The sequence below is a fragment of the Amycolatopsis acidicola genome (genome assembly GCF_007713735.2).
In the GTDB taxonomy this organism is placed as follows: Bacteria; Actinomycetota; Actinomycetes; order Mycobacteriales; family Pseudonocardiaceae; genus Amycolatopsis_E; species Amycolatopsis_E acidicola.
Map to the genome: position 1 here is coordinate 1 of NZ_VMNW02000020.1, position 21,217 is coordinate 21,217.

At 67.4% G+C, this 21,217-nt stretch carries 17 protein-coding genes; 7 read left to right on the top strand and 10 right to left on the bottom strand.

The window, feature by feature from the left end; translation table 11 throughout:
* Positions 1-165: 165 nt before the first annotated feature.
* Both FPZ12_RS16120 and FPZ12_RS16125 read right to left on the bottom strand, forming a co-directional pair.
* A complete protein-coding gene (locus FPZ12_RS16120; RefSeq protein WP_144752436.1) occupies positions 166-612 on the bottom strand; it encodes a VOC family protein in 447 nt (148 codons plus the stop codon).
* 437 nt (positions 613-1,049) lie between these two features.
* Positions 1,050-1,913 (bottom strand): fumarylacetoacetate hydrolase family protein, encoded by an 864-nt coding sequence (locus tag FPZ12_RS16125; protein WP_208025866.1) that lies wholly within the window; start codon positions 1,911-1,913, stop codon positions 1,050-1,052.
* 36 nt (positions 1,914-1,949) lie between these two features.
* Here FPZ12_RS16125 and FPZ12_RS16130 point away from each other — a divergent pair, with 36 nt between their 5' ends.
* Together FPZ12_RS16130 and FPZ12_RS16135 are read left to right on the top strand one after the other, a co-directional pair.
* A complete protein-coding gene (locus FPZ12_RS16130; RefSeq protein WP_144752433.1) occupies positions 1,950-2,645 on the top strand; it encodes a FadR/GntR family transcriptional regulator in 696 nt (231 codons plus the stop codon).
* Between the two features lie 17 nt (positions 2,646-2,662).
* Positions 2,663-3,895: a DUF3500 domain-containing protein gene (locus FPZ12_RS16135; protein WP_144752430.1), complete on the top strand. Its 1,233-nt coding sequence runs from the start codon at positions 2,663-2,665 to the stop codon at positions 3,893-3,895.
* A gap of 28 nt (positions 3,896-3,923) precedes the next feature.
* Here the strand turns inward: FPZ12_RS16135 and FPZ12_RS16140 are convergent, their stop codons facing one another.
* The 5 genes from FPZ12_RS16140 to FPZ12_RS16160 all read right to left on the bottom strand — a co-directional run bounded on the left by FPZ12_RS16140 (position 3,924) and on the right by FPZ12_RS16160 (position 10,643).
* A complete protein-coding gene (locus tag FPZ12_RS16140; RefSeq protein ID WP_144752427.1) occupies positions 3,924-4,658 on the bottom strand; it encodes a hypothetical protein in 735 nt (244 codons plus the stop codon).
* A 10-nt stretch (positions 4,659-4,668) separates the two neighbouring features.
* A complete protein-coding gene (locus tag FPZ12_RS16145; RefSeq protein ID WP_144752424.1) occupies positions 4,669-6,810 on the bottom strand; it encodes a hypothetical protein in 2,142 nt (713 codons plus the stop codon).
* Between the two features lie 13 nt (positions 6,811-6,823).
* Positions 6,824-7,342 carry a hypothetical protein gene (locus FPZ12_RS16150; RefSeq protein ID WP_144752421.1) on the bottom strand — a complete coding sequence of 173 codons (519 nt, stop codon included), beginning with the start codon at positions 7,340-7,342 and terminating at the stop codon, positions 6,824-6,826.
* Positions 7,343-7,599: 257 nt separating this feature from the next.
* On the bottom strand, positions 7,600-8,868 hold the full coding sequence (locus FPZ12_RS16155; protein WP_144752418.1) for an ROK family protein: 1,269 nt from the start codon (positions 8,866-8,868) through the stop codon (positions 7,600-7,602).
* A gap of 137 nt (positions 8,869-9,005) precedes the next feature.
* On the bottom strand, positions 9,006-10,643 hold the full coding sequence (locus FPZ12_RS16160) for a CocE/NonD family hydrolase (RefSeq protein WP_166462766.1): 1,638 nt from the start codon (positions 10,641-10,643) through the stop codon (positions 9,006-9,008).
* 395 nt (positions 10,644-11,038) lie between these two features.
* Here FPZ12_RS16160 and FPZ12_RS16165 point away from each other — a divergent pair, with 395 nt between their 5' ends.
* The 5 genes from FPZ12_RS16165 (at position 11,039) to FPZ12_RS16190 (ending at position 16,768) form a co-directional block, all read left to right on the top strand.
* Complete coding sequence (locus FPZ12_RS16165) at positions 11,039-11,506, top strand: C-glycoside deglycosidase beta subunit domain-containing protein (RefSeq protein ID WP_144752412.1); 468 nt, start codon at positions 11,039-11,041, stop codon at positions 11,504-11,506.
* Positions 11,503-12,474: a sugar phosphate isomerase/epimerase family protein gene (locus tag FPZ12_RS45600; protein ID WP_166462767.1), complete on the top strand. Its 972-nt coding sequence runs from the start codon at positions 11,503-11,505 to the stop codon at positions 12,472-12,474. Before FPZ12_RS16165 ends, FPZ12_RS45600 begins: the two co-directional genes overlap by 4 nt.
* The gene (locus FPZ12_RS45605; RefSeq protein ID WP_166462768.1) at positions 12,471-13,964 is read left to right on the top strand and encodes a GMC oxidoreductase; all 1,494 of its coding nucleotides are present in this window, start codon (positions 12,471-12,473) and stop codon (positions 13,962-13,964) included. The genes FPZ12_RS45600 and FPZ12_RS45605 overlap by 4 nt, the downstream gene beginning before the upstream one ends.
* A gap of 40 nt (positions 13,965-14,004) precedes the next feature.
* On the top strand, positions 14,005-15,417 hold the full coding sequence (locus FPZ12_RS16185) for an MFS transporter (protein ID WP_144752406.1): 1,413 nt from the start codon (positions 14,005-14,007) through the stop codon (positions 15,415-15,417).
* Between the two features lie 139 nt (positions 15,418-15,556).
* On the top strand, positions 15,557-16,768 hold the full coding sequence (locus tag FPZ12_RS16190; protein ID WP_243769875.1) for an FAD-dependent oxidoreductase: 1,212 nt from the start codon (positions 15,557-15,559) through the stop codon (positions 16,766-16,768).
* Positions 16,769-16,857: 89 nt separating this feature from the next.
* Here FPZ12_RS16190 and FPZ12_RS16195 read toward each other — a convergent pair whose 3' ends face one another.
* The 3 genes from FPZ12_RS16195 to FPZ12_RS16205 all read right to left on the bottom strand — a co-directional run bounded on the left by FPZ12_RS16195 (position 16,858) and on the right by FPZ12_RS16205 (position 21,212).
* On the bottom strand, positions 16,858-18,282 hold the full coding sequence (locus FPZ12_RS16195; RefSeq protein WP_144752403.1) for a C-glycoside deglycosidase beta subunit domain-containing protein: 1,425 nt from the start codon (positions 18,280-18,282) through the stop codon (positions 16,858-16,860).
* Positions 18,283-18,319: 37 nt separating this feature from the next.
* The gene (locus FPZ12_RS16200) at positions 18,320-19,936 is read right to left on the bottom strand and encodes a GMC oxidoreductase (RefSeq protein ID WP_144752400.1); all 1,617 of its coding nucleotides are present in this window, start codon (positions 19,934-19,936) and stop codon (positions 18,320-18,322) included.
* A gap of 130 nt (positions 19,937-20,066) precedes the next feature.
* Positions 20,067-21,212 (bottom strand): flavin reductase, encoded by a 1,146-nt coding sequence (locus FPZ12_RS16205; protein WP_144752397.1) that lies wholly within the window; start codon positions 21,210-21,212, stop codon positions 20,067-20,069.
* Between the last annotated feature and the right edge of the window lie 5 nt (positions 21,213-21,217).

A 21,217-nucleotide genomic window follows, 5' to 3' on the forward strand; every position in this document is an offset into this window, starting at 1 on the left:
GGAGCAGGCGGGCCCCGGCCCCGGCCCCGGCGCCCGCCTGCTCCTGGTCACCTGGCATCCGGCCGGCCGCACCGCGACCGCCGCCGGGCTCGTGCGCAATGCGGCGGGGCACCTGGCACCGGTGGTCCGACGGCGGCACCGAACCGGCCAGGACGGCGTTCGTCCTCATCGGCGCGGAGCAGGACCGGCGAGTACCACGACACCGTTACGGCTGCGCGATTTTACCCTCGGCTGGCTCGCCGACTGGCTGGCGGGCACCACGGCCCAACCTTCACCGACTGTGAGCAGCTCCGGCGATGGCCGGTCACCGGCCTGCCCGGTTCCTGATCCGCGGTCAGGGAATTCCGCGCCATCCCGCTCCACATGAAGCCACTGGACGGTCCCCTCCGGCTGGCCGGAATTGGCCTCGAACTGGGAGAGTCGGACTGGAATGTCCTCGCGCTTCTCGATAGCGCGATGCTGCCGGGTGGCGACATCCGAGGAGACCGCGGCGACGTAGCCGTCCCCGTCGAAGAACCGCGCGCCGTAGCCACCCCCTGGGGTTGCCCAGCTTTTGGGCTGGTGGACGAGCCGCACTCCCTGCTGGACGAGCTGGGCGGTCAAAATGTCCACGTCCTCAGCCGAAGCAGCGCGTTCAAACAATCTCTCGCGATATGGCACATCAACCAGGTTGACAGGGTGTCGCGACATGGACTTCAACCGCGTCGACCTCAACCTGCTGATCGTCCCGCGCGAGGCGTTCGAGGGACACGCGCTCTTCCCGCATGCCGAGCTCTTCACGGACCGGTACCTCGTGGCCGTCGACAACGAGCATCCGGAGACCGGCGACGAGATCACCCTCGGGCAGTTCAGCACGCTCCCCTACCTCGCCACCTCGTCGGGGCATCTGAGGTCGCGCTCCGAGATGCAGCTGGACCTCCTGGGTGTGCCGAGGAACGTGGAGATCACCACGGCCTTCGGCCTCGCACCCTTCCTGCTCAAGGGAACCCGGCTCATTGCCCTCATCCACGAGCGGCTCGCGAACCGGACAGTCGTCTGCGGGGATGGGGTCACGCCGTTCCCGGACTACGGCGGGAAACGATCGTGTTGCGCAGCACGCCGAGCCGGTCCACCTCGACCTCCACGACGTCTCCCGGCTGGAGCAGCCACCGCGGGGTCCGCGCGTAGCCGACTCCCGAGGGGGTCCCGGTCGCGAGGAGATCCCCGGGCCGGATGGTGAACGTGCGTGAGATGTGGGCGAGCGTGTCTCCCACGGTGTAGACCATCTCGCTCGTGCTGCCGTCCTGCACGGTCTCGCCGTTGACGCGGGTTCGCACGCGCAACCCGTCGCGCAGATCGCCGACCTCGGCGGCAGGGACCATCGGCCCGAGCGGGCCGGAGGAATCGGCGTTCTTGCCCAGGATCCATTGCGAAGTCAGCTTTTGCGCACGCCGCGCGGTGACGTCGTTGAACGTCGAGTACCCGGCGACGGCGGCGAGCGCCTCGTCGGGCCCGGCGTCGGCGAGCGTCCGGCCGACCCAGGCGACGACCTCGCCCTCCCAGTCGAGCCCTTCTTCACTGGACGGCACCGGGATCTCCGCGCCGCCGACGGTGAGCGACTGCGTCCAGCGGGCGAACAACGTCGGGTACTCGGGCAGCTCGGCGTCGCGGTAGGAGCCCTCGGCGACGTGCTTGAGGTAGTTCAGCCCGATGCAGATCACCCGTGCACCGGGCAGCACCGGTGGAACGAGCCGCATTTCCGAGACCGGCACGGTCGCGCCGGCCGGCGGGCGTGCCAGGAAACCCCCGGCGTCGCACCAGAACTCCTCCAGTCCCGCGATGACGGTGGCGGTCTCGCCGTCCTCGGCCAGGCTCGCGACCTCGACGCCGCCGTCCCGATCCACTCCCACGATGCGCATCCGTGCCTCCTCCATGCCTAAAGGTTAGAACCTTTATGGTTGAATGACACTATGCCGAACGACACGCCGGGTCTGGCGGCCGGACTGGCCACGAGTGACCGCACCCGGGCCGAACAACTGGCCGACCTGCTGGAAGAGCGCATCCGCGCGTTGGGGCCGGGCGCGCCGGTCGGCACCATCGAGGAGATCCGCGCCGAGTCCGGCCTGGCCCGCGCCACGGTCAGCGAGGCTATCCGCCTGTTGCGTGACCGCGGGCTGCTGGCGATCAGGCCGGGCCGCGGCGGCGGGCTGTTCGTCGCCGAGCAGGGGCCGGTCGTGCGGATGCGGCAAACACTGCTCGGCGTCCGCGAGAATCCCTCGACGGTCGCCGACGCGGTCGAGTTGCGCAACCAGCTCGAAGAATTGATCGATGTCGGCGCCGCGCGCCGCTGCGGCCCGGACGACGCGGCCGAGCTGCGCGCCTGCCTTGCCGTGATGGAAACGGCATCGTCGTGGGAGGCGTTCGTCCGCGCCAACTGGGCACTGCACGAACGCATCGCGCAGCTATGCCCGAACGCCATGGCCCGCGCCGTATACCTCGGCACCCTCGGACACCTCGCGGCCACCGAACCGCAGCCGTCCGGCACCCGTGCGGACGCGTACCGCGCCAGGCGCCTGACTGTCCACAGTGAACTCGTCGAAGCCATCGCCGCGGGTGACACCAGGAAAGTGCGCACCGTCGTCACCCGCCACAACAAAGCCGACTGAGCGCGAAGGAGCCCCGCATGTCCCCCGCCGACTTCCGCCGCTACCTGTTCCCGCCCGACTCGCCGCGCATCACCGCGGTCAAGGGCCTGGACGCGTACGAGTACCGGGAGGCCGCCAAAGCGCACCCCTTCACCGGCGGGCTCATCCGCGGCTGGAAACCGTTGCAGCTCCAGGAGTTCCGCGGGATCACCGAGGACGGACAGCTGCAGCCGGACGTTCATCCGTTCACCCCCGCGCGCCCGGGCGAAGAGGCGCCCACCGAGCCCATGATCGCGGCCGCGCGGGCCTTGGAAGAAGCCCTCGACGACGAAGGGCGCGCGAAGCTGTCGTACCCGGTCGACGCCGTCGAATGGCAGACCTGGGCGAACCCGGAGTTCCTGCAGTTCGACACCGGCGTCAGGCTGGAGTTCCAGCCGCCCGAAGTCCGGCGGGCGGCGCTCGACCTGGTCCGCGCGTCGCTGAGCCCGGAGGGTTACCGCCTGGTGCACGACATGATGCTCGTCAACGGGTTCCTCGGGGAGGTCGTCGGCCTGGAACCGATCCTCAACGAGTTCAGCTACAACTTCGCGCTGTACGGCAGGCCCGATCCCGTGGAGCCGTGGGGCTGGCAGCTGTTCGGGCACCACTGCGCGGTGAACTGCCTCGTGATCGAAGGGCGGATGGTCGTCAGCCCGGTGTTCCTCGGCGCGGAGCCGAATGAGATCGACGAAGGCCCCCGCGCGGGCACGACGGCGTTCACCGACCGGATCGAGCTCGGCACCGGCCTGATGGCCGCACTACCCGAAGACCAGCGGCGCGCGGCCGTGGTCTACGAGCGGATGGTCGACCCGGCCATGCCCCCGGACCGGGTACACCCCGGCGACGAACGGCACCTGGGCGGTGCGTTTCAGGACAACCGGATCATCCCGGCCGAGGGAATCCCGGTCGCGGAAATGCCCTCGCGGGCCAAGGAAATCGTGCTTTCCATCGCGGAGTCCTTCGTGTCCCTGCTGCCCGAAGGCCCCCGCGCTGCCCGGATGCGGGAGATCCGCGAGCACCTCGGCGAGACATGGTTCAGCTGGATCGGCGGGCACGAACCGGGGGACGTGTTCTACTACCGCGTGCAGTCGCCGGTCCTGATCGCGGAACTGGACCACCACTGCGGGGTTTTCCTCGACTACGACACGCCGAAGCCCTTCCACATCCATACTGTGCTGCGAACTCCGAATGGGAACGATTATGGTCGCGCCTGGGTGCGGCAGCGGCAGTAGCCTCCCAGGACGGGGCGCGGCGTCCCGGCTACTGACCGGTCCGGGGCGAACGTCCGGGGGTGGTACCGCGAGCTCCTGGGTTGAGGTACTCGGCGAAGCGTCGCGCTTCGTCAGGATGACCGAAGCGGGCCATACCCGCCTCGACGAGCTCGATCAGGCGTACTTTCTCCTCCCACGAAAGGGCGCGGGTGAATTCGACGAGAATACGCCCTGCCTCACGCCAGGACTGCTCCGCGTCATTGTCCGAAATTTCGCCGAGCAATGTTTTTATCTTGCCATAGCTATCGATTTCTATGTCATCGGGATGCTGCATGAACCAGTACGCCATTGCCGACCCCGGGTTGGCCAGAACGCTACGGCGGAATCTCTCGAGCCTGGTGATCTCATGCGAGAGAAGCTGGTCCTCGAGCTTTTCCCGCCGAAGCCGGGACTGGTGTTCTCGCGCTTCCTCCATGACACTGGCAGGAACGTAGAGCCGGGCAGTCGCGGACGTTATCCGCACCTCTCCGCGCCCGTCCTCCCGGAGACGGCCAAGTTCACTGTCGACCCGATCCTGAGCCGACGAGCATTCCAAAATCGAATAGCCTGAGGCGGCCCGCGCGGCATCGGCAACAGCCACCCGGACGACGGCCTCAGGGTTTCGTTGCAGCCCGCGCCTTCCCGGTCGCCACTCTGCCACGAAGTCCGCGGAAAACGACAAGCCGACGTCACGGCTCGGTATTTCACCACCAAACCTGATGAAGGTTGATCTACGTTTCCACATTGCGACGTTGTTACACTCGAAGGTGCACGTGCGACAAAATCACATCACGAACTCGCGCGCGCGATTCAGCGTCCGCCGAGTCGTCGTCGACCGGGGCCCAACGGTACAGAAGGCGTGTCAGGAACACCGGCCGCCGTTCGTCAAGTTCCCCGGGTTGCCATCCCTTTGCGGCTGACGCGAGGAGTTCGGCCAGGTCGGCTTGGAACGCCGGATATCGAATGGCAGCCCCGAGCCATGAGGCAAGCACCTCGCCGGCCGCCGGCGGCCGGGTGTCCAGCACGGCTCTCCACCCTTTGATCAGCTGATCACGCGTTGCTTGGCCACTCTCGTCCGTGCGCGCCAGCTCCGGCAGGTCGGCGCGCCGGTCATGGAGGGCCGCCAACGCGAGAAAGACCGTCGCACCGAGGGGCCGGTTGCCGGGGTCCTCACACCACTTGACGACACGGCCGAGAATGTGCCGATCAGCATCCTGACGCGCCCAGAGGGCGCCGATCGCGTCGACGACCGCCTGGCGTACCTCCGGGTCGGAGTTCTGCCCGATCTCGCCCAGCCTGCGAAGCGCGAGCCGGGGATGGATCAATCCCCACGGGCCGCCACACACCGCTGCAGCCAATAACGGGAGTGGCGCCTCGTCTTTTCGTTTGGCGAAGGCAAGCAGGTCAGCACGTGTCCTCTTACCGACGTCGTCATCTCTCAACGCGACTGCCGTAACGAGATCCGCGACGACCGGGCGCAGTTCGACATCGACGGCCCACTCATTGGTCACAGTGCGAAGGAGCTCGACCTCCCCCTGCCGCTCTGTCCACCGCAGCACATACTGCGCGACACGGTTGGCAACCACGACGCGATCGGTGGCTATGATGCGCGGCAGGGCACCCAGCCACTTGACGAAGCGGGCTCGCAGATGCTGGCGATCAGCCCAGAAGTAGTCCAGCACCGCGTCTGCGTACCCCGGCCTCGTGAACTTGACGCGATCATCGTCAGCAAGTTCAGCACGAACCTTGCGAGTCAGTTCCAGAATTCCCGGGCCACGCTGCCCCGCCACATCGGGTCCGCTTTCTCCCAGAGCGACGGCCAACTCCACTGTCGCCTCGAATACGGCACCGGCTGTCCCTCCCTCCATGGCCGCCGCGGCGAGCAGGTAATTACGAACAAAGCTGTCGCCATTGGCTATATGCCAGTCGAGCAGCTCCTTACGCCAGTTGTTGAGGATTCGGAGGACGGCATCGATCCGGTACCGCATCCGGTCGTCCGCCGTCCATCGGGCGGTGTCGGCATCGGTGTCTTTCAGGACCAAGGTTTCGTCGCCGGAGTAGTGAACGGTCTCGATCACCTGGGCGTGACGCAAAGCCTCGGCGGGCGTCGCTGACGACAGCCTCTCGACCAGCTGTTGCTCCCGAAGATACGGCTCCGGATCAACAGGCCTGTCGCCGACCGACAGCTGCTTACGAACTATCACGCGCGCGGGAACGCGAGCCAGCCTGTACTCCAGCGGTTCAGCGCCACCACACACCCGGCTCCACGTATTCGGCTGGACGATCACGACCAGGTAAGAGCCTTTGTCACGTAGTTGGTCCTGCAACGACCACAGCGTGAGACCAAAGGAGGGATCGAGCTCGGTGTCGTTGCGCAGATCGAGCAACCACCCGGAACTCCGATCCAGCTGCAGGGCGTCCAAGTCGAGGCGATCACCGGGTTCCCTGAACACCTGACGTGGGACGACGTCCCCGCGACCGGCCAACAGCGTCACCGCCGCATGATGTCGCCCGGCATCCTGTTCGGCGACGACCACCACCACGTGGTGAAAGTCGAGTATCCTCCTCGATTTCGAGAAATCCTCAGGGGCGGCGAAGGTCTTCCCACGCTGCTCGACATAGGCTGACGGCAGGTTGTGCGCGGCCATCGCACGGCCGACGACTTGCTGGACGAACCCGGCTACCGTCCCGCCGTCGTTGCGGTCGACCTTGACCTCCACCCGCACGGGGACGTGCCGGGAATCGCGCGGATCTTGCTCGGCCCCGGCAGCGGGCTCGAGGTTCTGGCTCGGTTCGCCCTCAGGGTCTTCGGTTTCGGTCGAGCCTGGATCCGCTTCGGCCGCCGACGACTCGCCGATGCTCGGATTGCTGAAATCAGCCGGCTCCGGACTGCCCACGGAAGTTGCCTCCTCAGCCAATCTCGTCCGCCCGGACCCCGATGACCGAGCCCCCTCGGCGGACCTGCTCGACATCGACGTCCACAGTTCCCCGACGGACCCGTTTCGCGTCCATCCCGACCATTTCTCCCGAAACCGTCTTGGCTTTCAGCTCGGCATGAATCTCCGACCGTCCGGCCTCGCCATCGAATGTCAACGGCTGGTCATAGATCTGCTCCAGCATTGTCCGCAATCGCCCGAGCGCGGACCGGAGTTCCCCATCACCGATGTCCAGCTGATCAGGGTTGCGATCGTAAGTGCTCAGCATTCCCATCAGCTCCCGCAGTTGCGGAAGAGCCCCCTCGACCAGATCAGCGCGTGGCTTCAGCGAGGTGAATTCTTCCCGGAGCACCGCGGGACAATCGACCTCGTCCTCGCGCTGCTCTCCCCGCCCGCGTTTGTCGAGCAAACTGGCAAGTCGGCCGAACAGAAAATTGAACGCCTGATTCAACGCCGCCCCGGCCAATGCCGGAAAACTCAACGGATCAACCACGACGACCACGCTACCGAGAACCCCATGCGCCGCGCGGCGGTTTCGCATGGGTCCACTCATTCAGCCCAGCTTCCCGGACCGGGCGGACAATCGACTCCGCCACCCGTCGTATCAGGTTTGACACCAAGTCACGCGGAAATCGCCTCCGTCCCCCGGGCGGCGGCATGGGAACGCCTCAGCGGGTCACTCTTCGAAACGGCGGCGCGCTCGGGCAGGGCGCCGTTCGCCGGAAAGCCGGGCCCCACACGGTGCCGGACTCAGGCCGCGGAAGTCGGTGCGGCCGTCGTCGCTCGTTCGAACCACAGCGCGGAGTCGTCGGCCCGGAACAACTCTTGCAGGGCAAGCCCCGCGGCCGCGCTGACGCCTTCGTCCGCCGCGATCGGATGGTGCAGGACCTTGACGCTGGTGGCGGAAGCCTGGAACGACCGCTGCAGCAAAGCTCGCCGCACCGTCGCCTGGTAGTAGTCACCCACGTCGGGCAGGACCCCGCAGAGATACACGATCCCCGGATCGAAACCGGTGGCGAAGTTCGCCAGCGCCTCCCCCAGTTTGCTGGCGGACCTCTGGAGCAGCGCGACCGACACGGGGTCGAACTCGCGGGCGCCCTCGATCACGTCCTGGACCGTGAGGCGCCCGGCTTCAGCCAGGCGGGCCGACAGGGCCCGCGTCTGGCCATCCCGGGCGGCCTCGGTCGCGTCGCGGACCAGACCCCAGCCGGCCGCGACCGTTTCCAGGCATCCGGTCTGCCCGCAGATGCAGGGCGCGGCGTTCTCGCCCGTGACGACGACGGAGTGGCCGATGCCTCCGGCTCGCCCGAATCTCCCCCGGTGCACCCGCCCACCGGACAGCATCGCCATCCCGATGCCGTTGCTGACCTTGACCAGGAACATGTCACTGTGGTCGGCATCCTGGGGCGAGTGCTCCCAGACTTGCCGGGCGAGCAGGTTCAGGTCGTTTTCGACCCAGACGGGCACCGCCGTGTAGCCGGCGAACCAGCCGGGGATGTCGAACTCCAGCCACCCCGGCATGTCCAGCGCGCTCGTCAGCGACCGGCGGCGATCGGCGTCCACGGGCCCGGGAAACCCGACCACAACCGCCCAAGGGTCGCGCGGGTCGCCCAGTTCAGCCGCCAGGGAGGCCAGGCTATCCCGGACGACGGTCAACGTCGCCTCCGGACCGATCCGCAGATCGGAGGCCACCGTTCGCCGGCCGAGCACCCGCGACGACAGATCCGTGATCGCCATGGAGATGTGCGCCCCGCCGATGTCGACGGCGTGGATGCGGCCGCGGTCGCCGCGGAACCGCAGCCGGCGCGACGGCCGCCCCCCGGTGGATCCCGCGTACTCGTCGTCGGCGAGTATCCCGGCGAGGATCGCCTGGTCGACACGATCCTCGACAGCCGTCCGGCCCAGCCCGGTAACTCTCATGAGCTCCCGCCGGGTGGTCGCCTGACCCGCCCGGACGAGGTTCACCACGCGAGTGGTCAGCTCATCGGGTGCGCGGAGCGATGTGACTTTGGCCGACATCCGTGCTCAAGCCCCCTTCTCTCCCTGTCCACCCGGCGCGGGCGGTTCCGCTGTGCGGCAAGACATCCCGGCCTGTCCGGCCATGCGGCTCAACGATAACGCCCCCGGACTTCGCCACCGCGCCCGTCGCGCGGTCGCTACTCGGTGCCGGCGGGCACCACCGGCACCAGCAGGTGGGAGTCATATCGCCCACCGGTGTGAACGACGTGGCTGCCGGTGTTCACCAGCTGTGTATGAGTCATGATCACGACATCCTCGGGATAGTCGAACGTGTCTTGGCCCTGAACGGTCACGCGAATCGACTCGCCGGCCTGGAAACTCGTCGACGACGGCCAGATCTCGATGTCCACCGGCACGATCTCGCCCGGCTTCAGCTTTTTCTCGCCGGTGTGCCGGTGCACGGGCTGGTGCTCGGTCGACAGATCCGGATCGAGTTCGCGATGCGAGGCCCGCAGCCAGCCGAGCGCGACGGGCCCGTCGGTGAACACCGAGAAGAACGCGAACGTGACCCGTTCGCCGGCCGCGTCCAGCTTGTCGATGGCGACGAAGAGGTCCAGATCGTCGCCGTCCGGGGCTTCGACCCAAAGCCGGAGCTTCATGTGCCCGGTCAGCTCGGTGGTTTCGGCGAACGTGTGGACGAACTCCGCACGGCCGTCCGCGGCCGCTGAATCGTAGACGGTCCGGCCCTCGTCGGTGACCCGATCCGGGCCGAGCCTGCCCGTCGACGCGTCGAGATACAGCGGGACGTACCGGGTGCGGGCCGGCGGCCATTCCTGTTCGTCGCGCCAGGTGCCGGCGTAGGCCCGGTCGCGAACCTCCAGGCGCACCGGCGGCCAGGACGTCAGCTCGTTGTCCTGTCCCTTGAGGAAGTGGTCGAAGAAGACGCGGAGCCGCTCGACGTTCTCCGGCCGGTACTGGTACTCCCACTTCTTCTGGCCGTGGACCTCCAGCCATTTCCGGCCGGACCCGATCCCCTTGAAGCCCTCGAGGGTTCCGCGGGTGTGCAGACCCTGGTCCGACCAGCTTGCCACCACGTAGGCAGGGACCTCGATGCGGTCCAGATCCGCCTTGTTCTCCGCCCAGTACTCGTCGAAGAACGGATGCTCCGCCATCATGGCGATCCCGTCTTCGGTTTCCCGGAGCGAATACGCCGTGTCCGTCGTCCACCAGAGGGTGTTCAGCCCGTCTTCCAGGATCCCGCCGTGGAAAACGGTTTCCCGGTACCGGTCGCTGAACCCTTCCCACGGGCTGATGGCGGCCAGGTGCGGCGGGCGGGTGGCGGCCGCGAACCACTGGATGATGGCGTAATAGGAGACACCCGCCATCCCGACCTTGCCGTTGGACCAGTCCCTGGTGCCGAGCCATTCGATGAGATCGTGGACGTCTTCGGCTTCGTTCTTGTTCAGGTGCCCGCGGACCGTGCCGTCCGTGTACCAGGTGCCGCGGGGATTCACGTAGACCACCGCGTAGCCGTGCGCGGTCCAGTACGCCGGGTCCGGAGCCTCGAAGATGCAGTACCGCGACGTCCATTCCGGCTTCACGTCGGCGTCCGGCGCGTACCGTCCCGGAACGCGCTGCTTGCCATAGGCACCCCAGCCGATGATCACGGGGATGTCCCGGTCCTGGCCATCGGGCAGGAACAGATCGGCCAGGATGTGCACCCCGTCCCGCATCGGCACGGGCTGGTTGTACCGGATGGACATCCCGTCGGCGGTGACCTCGCGGTAGGACGGGTCCAGGTAACCGCTGTCGGCGGGGTGGGCTCCAGGTTTCATGATTCGCTTGAACCCTGGCTCGGTCATGTCGTTCCCTCCGGCTGGATCGTTGAGCTTGACGAGCCGCGGCAACGGCCCGGGAGATCGGCTGGCCGTACCGGGCTGACGCACACCCGGGGCGCCGAAAGAGGCACTGAGCACCGTATCTCCCACTTTGGCATATCGCAACCTTAAGTCACTTCGCCCACCATTGAAGTCTCTCACCTGCATGAACTGACCAGCAAGGAGCGCAAGATTAACTATTGCCAAGAGAGAGAGGTCTCCCTACTATTGCATTTCATAAGCCAAAGTTCGGCGCGTACGACTCGAAACTCTCGACACCAGCCCTCGGGCCCGGCCGGGCCCCTGTTCGGTCACGAGTCCAGCCGATCACCCTCAGGACCAAGGAGAAGACAGTGGAGTCGGCCTCCGCGTTCGCGCCAGCGACCTCCCCGCCATCCGCGGCCGTACCGGTACGGCAAACCGACCGCGGCCGCGCTTTCATCAGCGGCCACCCGCTGACCCGCACCACCTTGGACGGACAGCCCGCAGTGGTGGTCAAGGTGCGCCTGACCAGCTACCGGTCCCTCCCGCTGTCCTGCGTGGAGCGCATCGCGCTCTCCATCGACGGGACCGAGATCCCCGAGGACGACCTGCGATTCGTCCTCGGGGCCAGCACCTTCCGCCTGTCCGACCTCGCGGCGCAAAGCACGGTCTGGTGGTTCATCCTCGACCACGCCGAACTCGTCGTCCGCACACCGGAACCGCTGAGTCAGGGGACTCATGTCATCGCCGGGACCCTGGTCACCGTCGAGCCGTACATCTCGAACGGCCGGTTCCACTTCCACTTCACGTCCACCCGGGAACTGGAGGTCCGGCCATGACCACGGATCCCGGCCTGCGCCTCGGCGTCACGCTGCACAGCTTCACGAACGAGTACTGCTCGTTCGTCTGGTCCTTCGAAGACCTCATGCGGATCGCCGGCCTGCTCGGCGGCGGCGTGGAGATCGTGGGACCCGCCCACCACCGCGGGTTTCCCTTCGTGACCGACGAGTTCGAGTCGCAGTTCAAGAGCTCGGTCGACCGCAACGGCCTCACGCCGACCGCCTACGGCAGCTACGCGGATCCCTTCCGGCTTCCCGACCGGGACCTGACCGGCGACGAACTGGTCGAATACACGATCCCCCAGCTGCAAGGCGCGAAGAAGCTCGGGTTCCCGATCGTCCGGCTCCAGCACTTCACGGCCGAGGTGATCGACCGGCTGCTGCCCTGGGCCGACAAGCTCGACCTCATCCTAGGCTGGGAACTGCACGTCCCGATGACCATCAACTCGGACCGGACCCAGCAGCTCCTGGAACTGGTCCGCAAGTACGACACGCCTCGTCTCGGCCTCATCCCGGACGCGGGGATCTTCGCCCGCTCGGTCTCGCAGGGGCATCTCGCGATCGGCCGCGACGCCGGAGTTCCCGAGGAACTGATCGGCATCGTGGTGGACGCCTGGAACCGCGAGCTCACCTTGGAAGAAGCGCTCGCCGCCGTCGGGAACCCGGCCCACGACTCCCCGATCACCACCTGGGTCGGGTTCGTCTGGGACACCTTCGGGCATTCCGACCCCGCGGAACTGACCGAGCTCCTTCCGCACGTGGTTCACGTACACGGCAAGTTCTTCCACATCGAGAACGGCGACGAGCCCGACCTGCGCTATCGCGAGCTGGTGCACGTGCTCCACCAGGGTGGCTACGCGGGATGGATCTCCAGCGAGTACGAGGGCGACGCTCCCGACTCCTTCGAAATCGTGTCCGCGCACCAGACGATGATCCGTCGCCACGAAGCCGAGGTTGCCCGATCATGACCACTGCCCTCACACCCGGGACGGCCGAGCTCGTCACCGATCTGGCGGATGGGACGATCCTGACCGCCGATGTCGCCATTGTCGGCACAGGCGCCGGCGGCGGCGCTGTCGCCGGCGAACTCGCACGGGCCGGGCTCGACGTGGTGATGATCGAGGCGGGTGGGCCGCTGGCGGGCTCCCGGCCGGGCGCGCACATCCGCAACGCATTCCCCGCGGAGGCGCAACTGGAGACGCACTACGGGCCGGAGGTCTGGAACAGCCTGACGCCCTACGCCGGCGGCAAGGAGCGCTTCGACGCGATGCGCGGCGCACTGGCGATCCACTCGGTCGGCGGCATGTTGTCCTACTGGTCGCACATGTGCGCCTCCCCGGATGTCGAAACCGAGACGGAGCCCGCGATTCCGGCGCCCTCGATGCGCGACCTGCTGGAGAGATCCCGCCGCCTGCTGTGGGCGAACCTGGACATCGAGGCACCGGGAGTGCGGCAGCACCGGGTCCTGGCGGCCGTGCGGCAGGCCTTCCCAGGATTGCCCGCAGGACGTGAAGTCCAGCAGCTGCCCGTGGCGATGCAACGCACTGCCGCCGGTCCGATCGAGTTCGCCGGGATCGATGCACTCCTGACACCAGGCGAAACAGGTGGGGCCAAGCCCGTCCGGATCGTGGCGGGCCATCCAGTCCGGCATGTCGAGCCGGGCCGGTCCGCGGGTTCCGGAGCCACCGTCACCGCAGGCGCGTCAGGCGGCTCGGGCCGGGTGCAGGTGCAGGCGGCGACAGTCGTGGTCGCTGCCGGCGCGCTGGGGACGCCCCAGCTGCTGCACGCCTCCGGGATCCGGCCCGCGGCGCTCGGGCGGTATCTGACCGATCACACGCAGCTGGTGTCCAGGGTGAAGCTCCGGGACGACCTGCTGGACGGTGTCCCGGCGGACGACCCCACGTTCTCCGTCTGGATCCCGGCGAGTTCGGCCCGGCCGATGCACACCCAGATCTCCCGTGGCTGGATCACCAGCTCCCCCATCCTGGCGGATCTGCCGTCCTGGCAGACCGCCGACATCGGCCAGTTCACCGGAGTCGACCCGCGCCCAGAGAACCGCCTGGTGTTCGACCCCGTCCACCTGGACGGTTTCGGCCTGCCTCGCGTCTCCGTCGAGTTCAGCCTCAGCCGCGCCGATCGCGACCGGGCAACGGAAATGTTCGCCGATCACTACCGCGTCGCCGAAGCGATCGCCGATTTCGGCTACGCATTGGAAGCGTCCGCGATGCCGGCCGGCACCAGCCTGCACCTCATGGGCACCCACCGGATGGGCAGCAGGGACGACGGCACCTCGGTGACCGACAGCGTCGGCCGGGTCTGGGGCCACGACAACCTTTACCTCGCCGGAAATGGCCTGATCTCCACCCGGAACGCGGGAAACCCCACCACGAACACCGTCGCGCTCGGGCTTCGGACCGCGGACGCGATTCTCGGCAGGCCCACACGGGACGCCTCCTAGCAATCCAGGGCAGCACCTGCCCACCCTGACTGGAGTCTCAATGACGAGTGCAGCACGGGATACATCCGGCACCTTGACCGACAAGAACGGCCGGCCCGGCCCGAAGCGAACCGTCCCGGTTTCCGAGAGAATCGGATTCACGATCGGCGACCTCGCGTCGAACCTCACCTGGTCGACGGTCGGGAGCTACCTGCTCTACTTCTACACCGACGTCGCGCTCATCTCCGCTGCCGCCGCCGGGACACTTCTCCTGCTGGCAAGGATTTTCGACGCCGTGATCGACCCGCTCGTCGGCGTTCTGCTGGATCGCACCAACACCCGGTTCGGGCGGGCCAAACCCTATTTGCTCTTCGGCTCACCCGTTCTCGCGATCCTGACGCTCTTCACCTTCTGGACCCCGGGGACCCACGGGACGTTCGACCTCGTCTGGGCCTACCTCACCTTCATCCTCGTCGGCATCGCCTACTCCGCTGTCAACGTTCCCTATGGCGCGCTGATGGCGATGGTCACCCGCGACTCGAAAACGAGGATGGCGCTGGCGAGCTTCCGCAACGTGGGTGCCACGGGCGGGTTGCTGATCGTCTCGATAGCCACCACCCCACTCGTGCGGCTCCTGGGCGGCGGCGATCAGCAACGGGGATGGTTCCTCACCGTCGCGCTCTACAGTGCGCTGGGCATGGTCTTCTTCTGGATCGTGGTCAAGCTGACCAAGGAGCGGATCCCCGTCGAACAGGCGACGCGTGCCAGGGGTTCACTCCTCGCCGACCTCAAGGCGCTGGTCCGGAACCGGCATTGGGTCGCGGTGTTCCTCGCCTCGCTCACCCAGTTCGCGCGGCTCGGCGTCGTCACCGGCGGCGCGATCTACGTGGCGGCCCACGTCTTCGACAGCCCTGACACCGTGGGCCTCATCCTGCTCGCCTTCTCGGTCTCGGGGTTGCTGTCTTCCTTCGTCGCACCGGTGATCACCCGGATCTTCGGTCAGCGACAAGGTCTCATCCTCTCCCTCGTGGTGTACGTCGTCCTGACGCTCGTGCTCGCGCTGCTGGTCCACAACCTGCTGGCGTTCGTGGGAGTCTTCTTCGTCGCAAGCCTGTTCGGCGGGATCGGCTTCGTCGCGCTGCCGGCACTGGTTTCCGACAGCGTCGAGTACCAGGACTTCAAGACCGGCCGGCGCAACGAAGGGCTGCTGTACTCCGGATACAGCTTCTCCACCAAGGTCGGGGCCGCGGTCGGTGGTGCGGCACTGGCCTGGGGACTGAGCGGTATCGGCTACTCCGCCGAAAGCGAGAGCAGCGCGGTGTCGGGCGGGATCGCGGCATTGTTCATCTGCCTTCCGGTCGTGCTGGCGGCACTGCAGATCGCCGCCCTTTCCTTCTACCGGCTGGAAAAGGACCTCCCTGGAATCACCAAGGCACTCGAAGCACGCAACTCCGGAAGCACGGTCGGCGAGTAACCGCGCACGGCAAGGAAAAGGTTCCAGCGCAACGGCTGCGAGATCCGGCCGGCGCCGCGCGATCGGGATAGCGCGGCGCCCGGCCCGCTCGTAATGTCCGCGGCGTCCGCCGTTGTCCGACGCCAAGTCTGGAGCCGTTGTGACATCACCCTCGTCTCCCGGGAACGTCGCCGTGCTGGGCTGTGGACCGGCAGGCATGGCCGCGGCGATGTCGATTGTCCAAGCAGGACACGACGTCACGCTTTTCGAGCGCTACCCGGAGGCCAGGCCGGCCGGAAACATCCTCAACCTCTGGCCGCCGCCGTTGAAGGCACTCGGCATCCTCGGCGTGGACACGGAAGACCTGGGCGCGCCGTGTCGGCAGGAACTGCGCTCGGCACGCGGCCATCTCCGGGCGAAGGTCGCGCTCCCCGGTCCGATCGAGCGCGAGTTCGGCGGCACGTTCATCGGTTTGCTGCGCCCGGAACTGTACGAGCGGATGCTGGCGGCATTGCCATCCGGTGTTCTCGAGACCGGCCGAGAGGTCACCCGCGTCGACCAGGACGCGGAAAAGGTCACCTTGCATTTCCAGGACGGAGCCACCGGGCGATTCGACGTCCTCGTCGGTGCGGACGGCATCAACTCCACGGTCAGACGGAGTCTCTGGAACGACGGGCCGCCGCGGGAACACAATCTGCGGCTCGTCGGTGGCTACACCTTCGCGCGGGACACCGGTGCCGTGCCAGGCCAGGCTGTCATCATGTTCGACAGGAAGTCCCAGGGGTCGCACACTTCCATCCGGCACAAGGGCCGCGACGGCTTCCAGTGGTGGGTGCTGGGTGCCTACCCGGCCGATGCTCCGGCCCCGTCCGATCTCCCGGCGCACGCGGCGAAACTGGTCCGGAACTTTCCCGGTCCGATGCCGAAGCTCGTCGCTGCCACGGATCCGGACTGCGTGCAGACCTGGATGATCCGCGACCGGCCGCCGATCCCGCAATGGTCCCGGGGCCGCATCACCTTGGCCGGCGACGCGGCCCACCCGACCTCTCCGTACGCCGCTTACGGGGCGGGGATGAGCATCGAGGACGGCTACTTCCTGGGGCGCGCCCTCGCCCACCGTGACCTGACCGACGCCACTCAGGTCGAAACAGCCTTGCGGGCCTACGAGGACCCTCGTAAGACTCATACCTCTTGGCAGACAGAACTCGCGTACCGCAATGGCCGGCTTTTCCACCACGTACCCGCGCCGCTGCGCCCGCTCCGGGACCTCGTTCTCGACCACACGCCGCTGCTGCAGCGGCTCATGGGGCGCAAACGACCCGGCGCGATCATGGAGCAGCTGGACCTCATCGAGTCCCGTGCGGTTCTGTAGCTTTCCCGGGTTCAACCGCGGGCAAACCGACGGTGCCCCGTTCATCACATGATGAACGGGGCACCGTCACCCCCAGCGGCGGCCGACGCTCACGGCGTGCCGACCGCGCGCCGCAAACTGTCGCGCATCAGCAAATGGTGTCGCCGCACCTGCTCACAGCTGTCGGTGTCGAAGGCATCCTGGGTCAAACGCTGTCCTTCGTATTCGCTGTCGAGCGAGCCGGTGTACCCGCCGGCCACCAAAGCATCGATGACCGGGCCGTACGGGACGCTCTCCTCGACACCTTCCCGCGTGACTTCGTAGAACTTCGCGTGCACGTTCATCACGTGCGGAACGACGTTGGCCAGTGCCTCGGGTTTGTTGCTCGGCGGGCCGAACGCCGCCGTGCGCATCGCGAGCGCGCGCGCCGCCTCACCGCCGCCCTTCTCCTGCACCCGTTCGGCGATTTCCTCCGGCGCCTGCCCTTGCTCGAATGCCCGCGCCACGAACTCGACGAGCTCAGGCTCGACGCCCTGCCGCCGGGCCAGACCGAGCATGGCCGGGGGCATCCTGGTGCAGAAGACCCCCAGGTCCAATGTGAAGCCCAGATGCTTCGTGCCCGAAGCCGCGATCAACTCGAGGTAGGACGTGACGAGCGGTCCGTCCAGCCGGACGGGCGCGTGGATCTCCGGGGCGACCAAGATGCCGAGTTCCTCGGCGAAGGGCAGCGACGCGGCGATCAGCTCGGGCGCCGCGTCCGCCACCGGGCCCGTAGTGGGCCTGATCATGGTGAATCCGAGGCGCTTCGCCAGTTTCATCTGGATGACGAGGTGGTCGACCGCCTCGTCCCGCCGCATCACGCGGTGGCCACCAAGGGACACGTCCACAAAGGTGTCCATGACGGTCGGGCGGGTGCCATGACGTTCCATGAGTGCGTGCCAGGCGTCCACCCAGGACGCGGGCGGGTCGGGGTAACCCGGCATCATCTGTTCCGGCAGCAGCTGCACGCCGCGGGCCCCGATCGCGGCCACCTCGGCGACACAGTCCTCGAGCGACATCGCTCCGGTGAAGTATTCCTCCTGATAGCTGTAAAGGCTCACCCCGAGACCGATCGCCGAGCCGGTGGGCCGGTCCTGGCACAGCGTCATCGTCCGCGTCGCGACGCTGACGAAACCGTTGCCAGGCATGTAGGACGGCAAGATGGCCTGCCGGATGGTGATCTCATGCGCTCCCGGCGTCAGGCCGCCCGGTTTGAGCACGGTCAGCAGGGCCGGCTCATCGAATTCCCAGCGCGCGCTTTCTTCGGCGGCCATCTCGGACATCGTGTACTGCCGGCCGCCGACGCCGAAAAGGAGCTGCCCGTCGCGGAAAGCCTCCCCGTCGACCGCCAGCTCCAGGTCGCTGACAATGGCGAGAGAGACGCCGCGGTAGTAGCCGATTCTGATCCTGACCTCGAAACCGATGACCTTCCCGTCGGCGGTCACGTTGCGCAGGCCCTGAGTTTCCAGAAGATACTTCTCGTTGATGGGAATCACTCGCCTTTCGTCGATCGACTCACCTGCCGGGCGTCCGTCAGCCGTCCACGGTCATCGGCCGCGCCGCGGCCAGCCGGTCCACGGCGGCCCGTGCCGTGCGGACCGCGTGCGCGACGCTCGTGAGGGTGGGGTTGCCCGCGGTGGCTGTGGGAATCAAGCCGTTCCCGCCGAGGAAAAGGTTTTCGAGGCCCCAGACCCTGGCGTGCCGGTCGCAGACCGACGCACCGTCGTCCCGGGCCCCCATCCGGTAAGTGCCTTGGTAGTGCAGCGAAGACCCGTTCGGCATCAGGCTCGGCTCGCGTCCCGCGGCGAACCCGCCCAAGGCCCGCGCGACACGGCCCTGTAAGTGTTTCGCCCCTTCGATGCCGGCCAAGTCGGCTTCGGTGAGCTCGTACCGCCATCGGATCCGCGGCATCCCGTATTCGTCGGTCTCGGCTTCGGAAAAAACCAGCCGGTCGTCGAACCGGATGTCCTTCGGGACGAAGTGCCCCATCCCGATGACATGTCGCTGATCCCGGACCGGCCCCTCCCCCAGCGGCATCGGTGAGAGGTCGAGGTGCATGAGCTGGCCATGGAAAGGATGCTCGTCGGAGTAGGGAATCCAGTGCACCCCGACGAGGGCGTCCTCGGTCTGCCGACCACCGGGATGTCCGTTCAGCGAGCGTTCCGCCGCGACGGCGGACACCAAAGCAGGGTCGAGCTGAACGCCGGCCATGACCTGGATGTGGTCGTTGAGGTAGTGCCCGAGCGCCTTCGGGCGGATTCCCGAGGCCCACAACAGCTGTGGTGTCCGGAGCCCGTCGGCCGCCACCAGCACGAGATCGGGCGAGACGGTCCACCGGCCTCCCGTCGCCCGGTCCTCGAGAACGGCGTACCGGACCCGTCCCTCCTCCACGACGAGACCGCGGCAGAGTGTCTCGGGAAGCAATGTGAACGACGCCGCCGGATCGGTGGGCAGCGTGCCGAGCACGGTGTCCGCACCGGTCCATCGCCGAGCACCGCCGGGCAAAACGGTGCAGGCAAGCGGCATCGGCTGAACCTTGCGCCCGTCCGGCAACCCGGCGTCGAACTCGCCGGAGAGGGCGCGCCGGACCGCTTCCCCTTGCAGGGTGGGCGGAAACGCCTCCTGGGTCACGGCCAGCAGTTCACGGGCCCGGTGCAGCGCCGGCTCCCACTCCTTGCCGGGCACGAACGGCGGCAGCTCCCGGCCTGCCGGATACGGGCATGCGCACGTCCAGTGCGCCCCCATTCCCCCGACGACCGTGGAGAGGGCCGCAGCGACGGCGAACCGGGGGTCGGCGACCGCCGCGGCTTCAGGATCCAGGTACCCGGTACCCGGTCGCGGGTCGGCACCTGACGGGGGCTTGCCGATCAGGGCGGCCGCCCGGGCGATATCGGCCTCTGACCAGGACGGCCCCTGTGAGCGGACCTGAGCCACCAGGCGCTCCCGTTCGCCGGGGATGTTCTTCACGTGCATCCCAGGCGGCGTCGTCACCACGGGCCCGGCGTCGACCATCAGGATTTCCGTTGCCGGACGCAGATCCGCGACAACCCGCGCGAAGGCCGAGCCGATCGGACCGCTGCCGACGATGAGGACCTCCGGGCGAACCGGCCCGCGGTGGTCGGCGAGCCTTGCCTCCGGCAGATCGACCATGCGCACTCCACACTGGGTTCCGGCTGAGGTTCTCTTCGACCCTAGGGTCGAAGTCCCGCCTGTTCTATCCAGTTCTGGCGGCGGTTATCCGCTTCCCGAAGAATGTTGAAGTCCACAATGGCCAGACGAGTCAAAGAACTCCGCCGTGCATCGCCAAGACCTCCCTGGCACGGTCCTTCGCCAGGGTGTTGTAGGCACGAGCCGCATCCCGCGCACCAGCTTTGTCCCCGGCCTCGAACGCTTCCACGATCCGTTGCTGCTCCTGGAGAAACCTCTGCGAGGACTCCTGTGTCGCGCCGAAACTGCGCGTCATCACCTGTTTGATCGCCAGCCCCTCGAACATCGTGGTGAGGACCCGGCTTCCGGCGAAGTCCACCAGTGTTTCGTGGAAACGGTAGTTGGCATCGAGGTAGGCGTCGAAGTCGACGAACCGGTCGTCGCGCAGGAACTCGGCCATGGCGTCGAACCGCTGCCGGAACTTGTTCTTTTCCCTGGCACCGAGTTCACCGACCACCTGCTCGATGACACCGAGTTCGATGACCAGCCGCGCATCGAAAGTCGTGTCCGAGGTGCGCGCGTCGAAGGCGGTCACCACGTAGCCGCGATCGGCTTCACGCGTGACAAGCCCATCGGCCTCCAGCCGGGTCAACGCGTAGAACGCCGACGAAGGCTCGATCTCGATCCCGTCGGCCAGATCGACGACAGTGATGACACTCCCCGGGGCGAACGCGCGCTTGAGCACCAGGTCGCGGACCGTCCGGTACGCGGCATCCTCCTGGGCCAGCGCGAAGCGGCCGAACCCGCCACGGAAGTAGGTCAGCGGCCGCCCGGAATAGGCGGTCGCCGCGACGACCCTGCCGACGAAGATGGAGTGTGTGCCTGCCATGATCCGTTCGACGACCTCGCATTCCAGGTGCGCCAGTGCATCCGCGAGCAGAGGCACTCCCAGCACGCTGTCGAGCAGCGGCACCCCGGCGAACTTGTCGTCGTGCGGTGTGGCGAAGCGCGTGGCGAGGGTTCCGTTCGCCTCGCCAAGGACGTTCACCGCGTAGCGGCCGGATCGAGCTACGGCGGCGGCGGTGGGCCCCGAGTTGTTCAGGCAGGCGAGCATCGTGGCCGGATCCGCCGACAGCGAGGTCACCGAACTGGCGGTCATCCCGTACGTGATCTCGTCCTCCGCCGTCGTGACGATCGTGACGCCACTGGCCAGATGACCGACGACGTGCCGGAAGTGACGGCCATCGACGCCGGAATGCGGACTGGTTGCCGATGTCATCGAGC

Excerpts from the sequence above, each read along its gene's own strand:
- FPZ12_RS16125 (WP_208025866.1), bottom strand. The coding sequence starts at position 1,913 with ATGGAGGAGGCACGGATGCGCATCGTGGGAGTGGATCGGGACGGCGGC.
- FPZ12_RS16130 (WP_144752433.1), top strand. The coding sequence starts at position 1,950 with ATGCCGAACGACACGCCGGGTCTGGCGGCCGGACTGGCCACGAGTGAC.
- FPZ12_RS16135 (WP_144752430.1), top strand. The coding sequence starts at position 2,663 with ATGTCCCCCGCCGACTTCCGCCGCTACCTGTTCCCGCCCGACTCGCCG.
- FPZ12_RS16140 (WP_144752427.1), bottom strand. The coding sequence starts at position 4,658 with ATGTGGAAACGTAGATCAACCTTCATCAGGTTTGGTGGTGAAATACCG.
- FPZ12_RS16155 (WP_144752418.1), bottom strand. The coding sequence starts at position 8,868 with ATGTCGGCCAAAGTCACATCGCTCCGCGCACCCGATGAGCTGACCACT.
- FPZ12_RS16160 (WP_166462766.1), bottom strand. The coding sequence starts at position 10,643 with ATGAAACCTGGAGCCCACCCCGCCGACAGCGGTTACCTGGACCCGTCC.
- FPZ12_RS45600 (WP_166462767.1), top strand. The coding sequence starts at position 11,503 with ATGACCACGGATCCCGGCCTGCGCCTCGGCGTCACGCTGCACAGCTTC.
- FPZ12_RS45605 (WP_166462768.1), top strand. The coding sequence starts at position 12,471 with ATGACCACTGCCCTCACACCCGGGACGGCCGAGCTCGTCACCGATCTG.
- FPZ12_RS16185 (WP_144752406.1), top strand. The coding sequence starts at position 14,005 with ATGACGAGTGCAGCACGGGATACATCCGGCACCTTGACCGACAAGAAC.
- FPZ12_RS16200 (WP_144752400.1), bottom strand. The coding sequence starts at position 19,936 with ATGGTCGATCTGCCGGAGGCAAGGCTCGCCGACCACCGCGGGCCGGTT.
- FPZ12_RS16205 (WP_144752397.1), bottom strand. The coding sequence starts at position 21,212 with ATGACATCGGCAACCAGTCCGCATTCCGGCGTCGATGGCCGTCACTTC.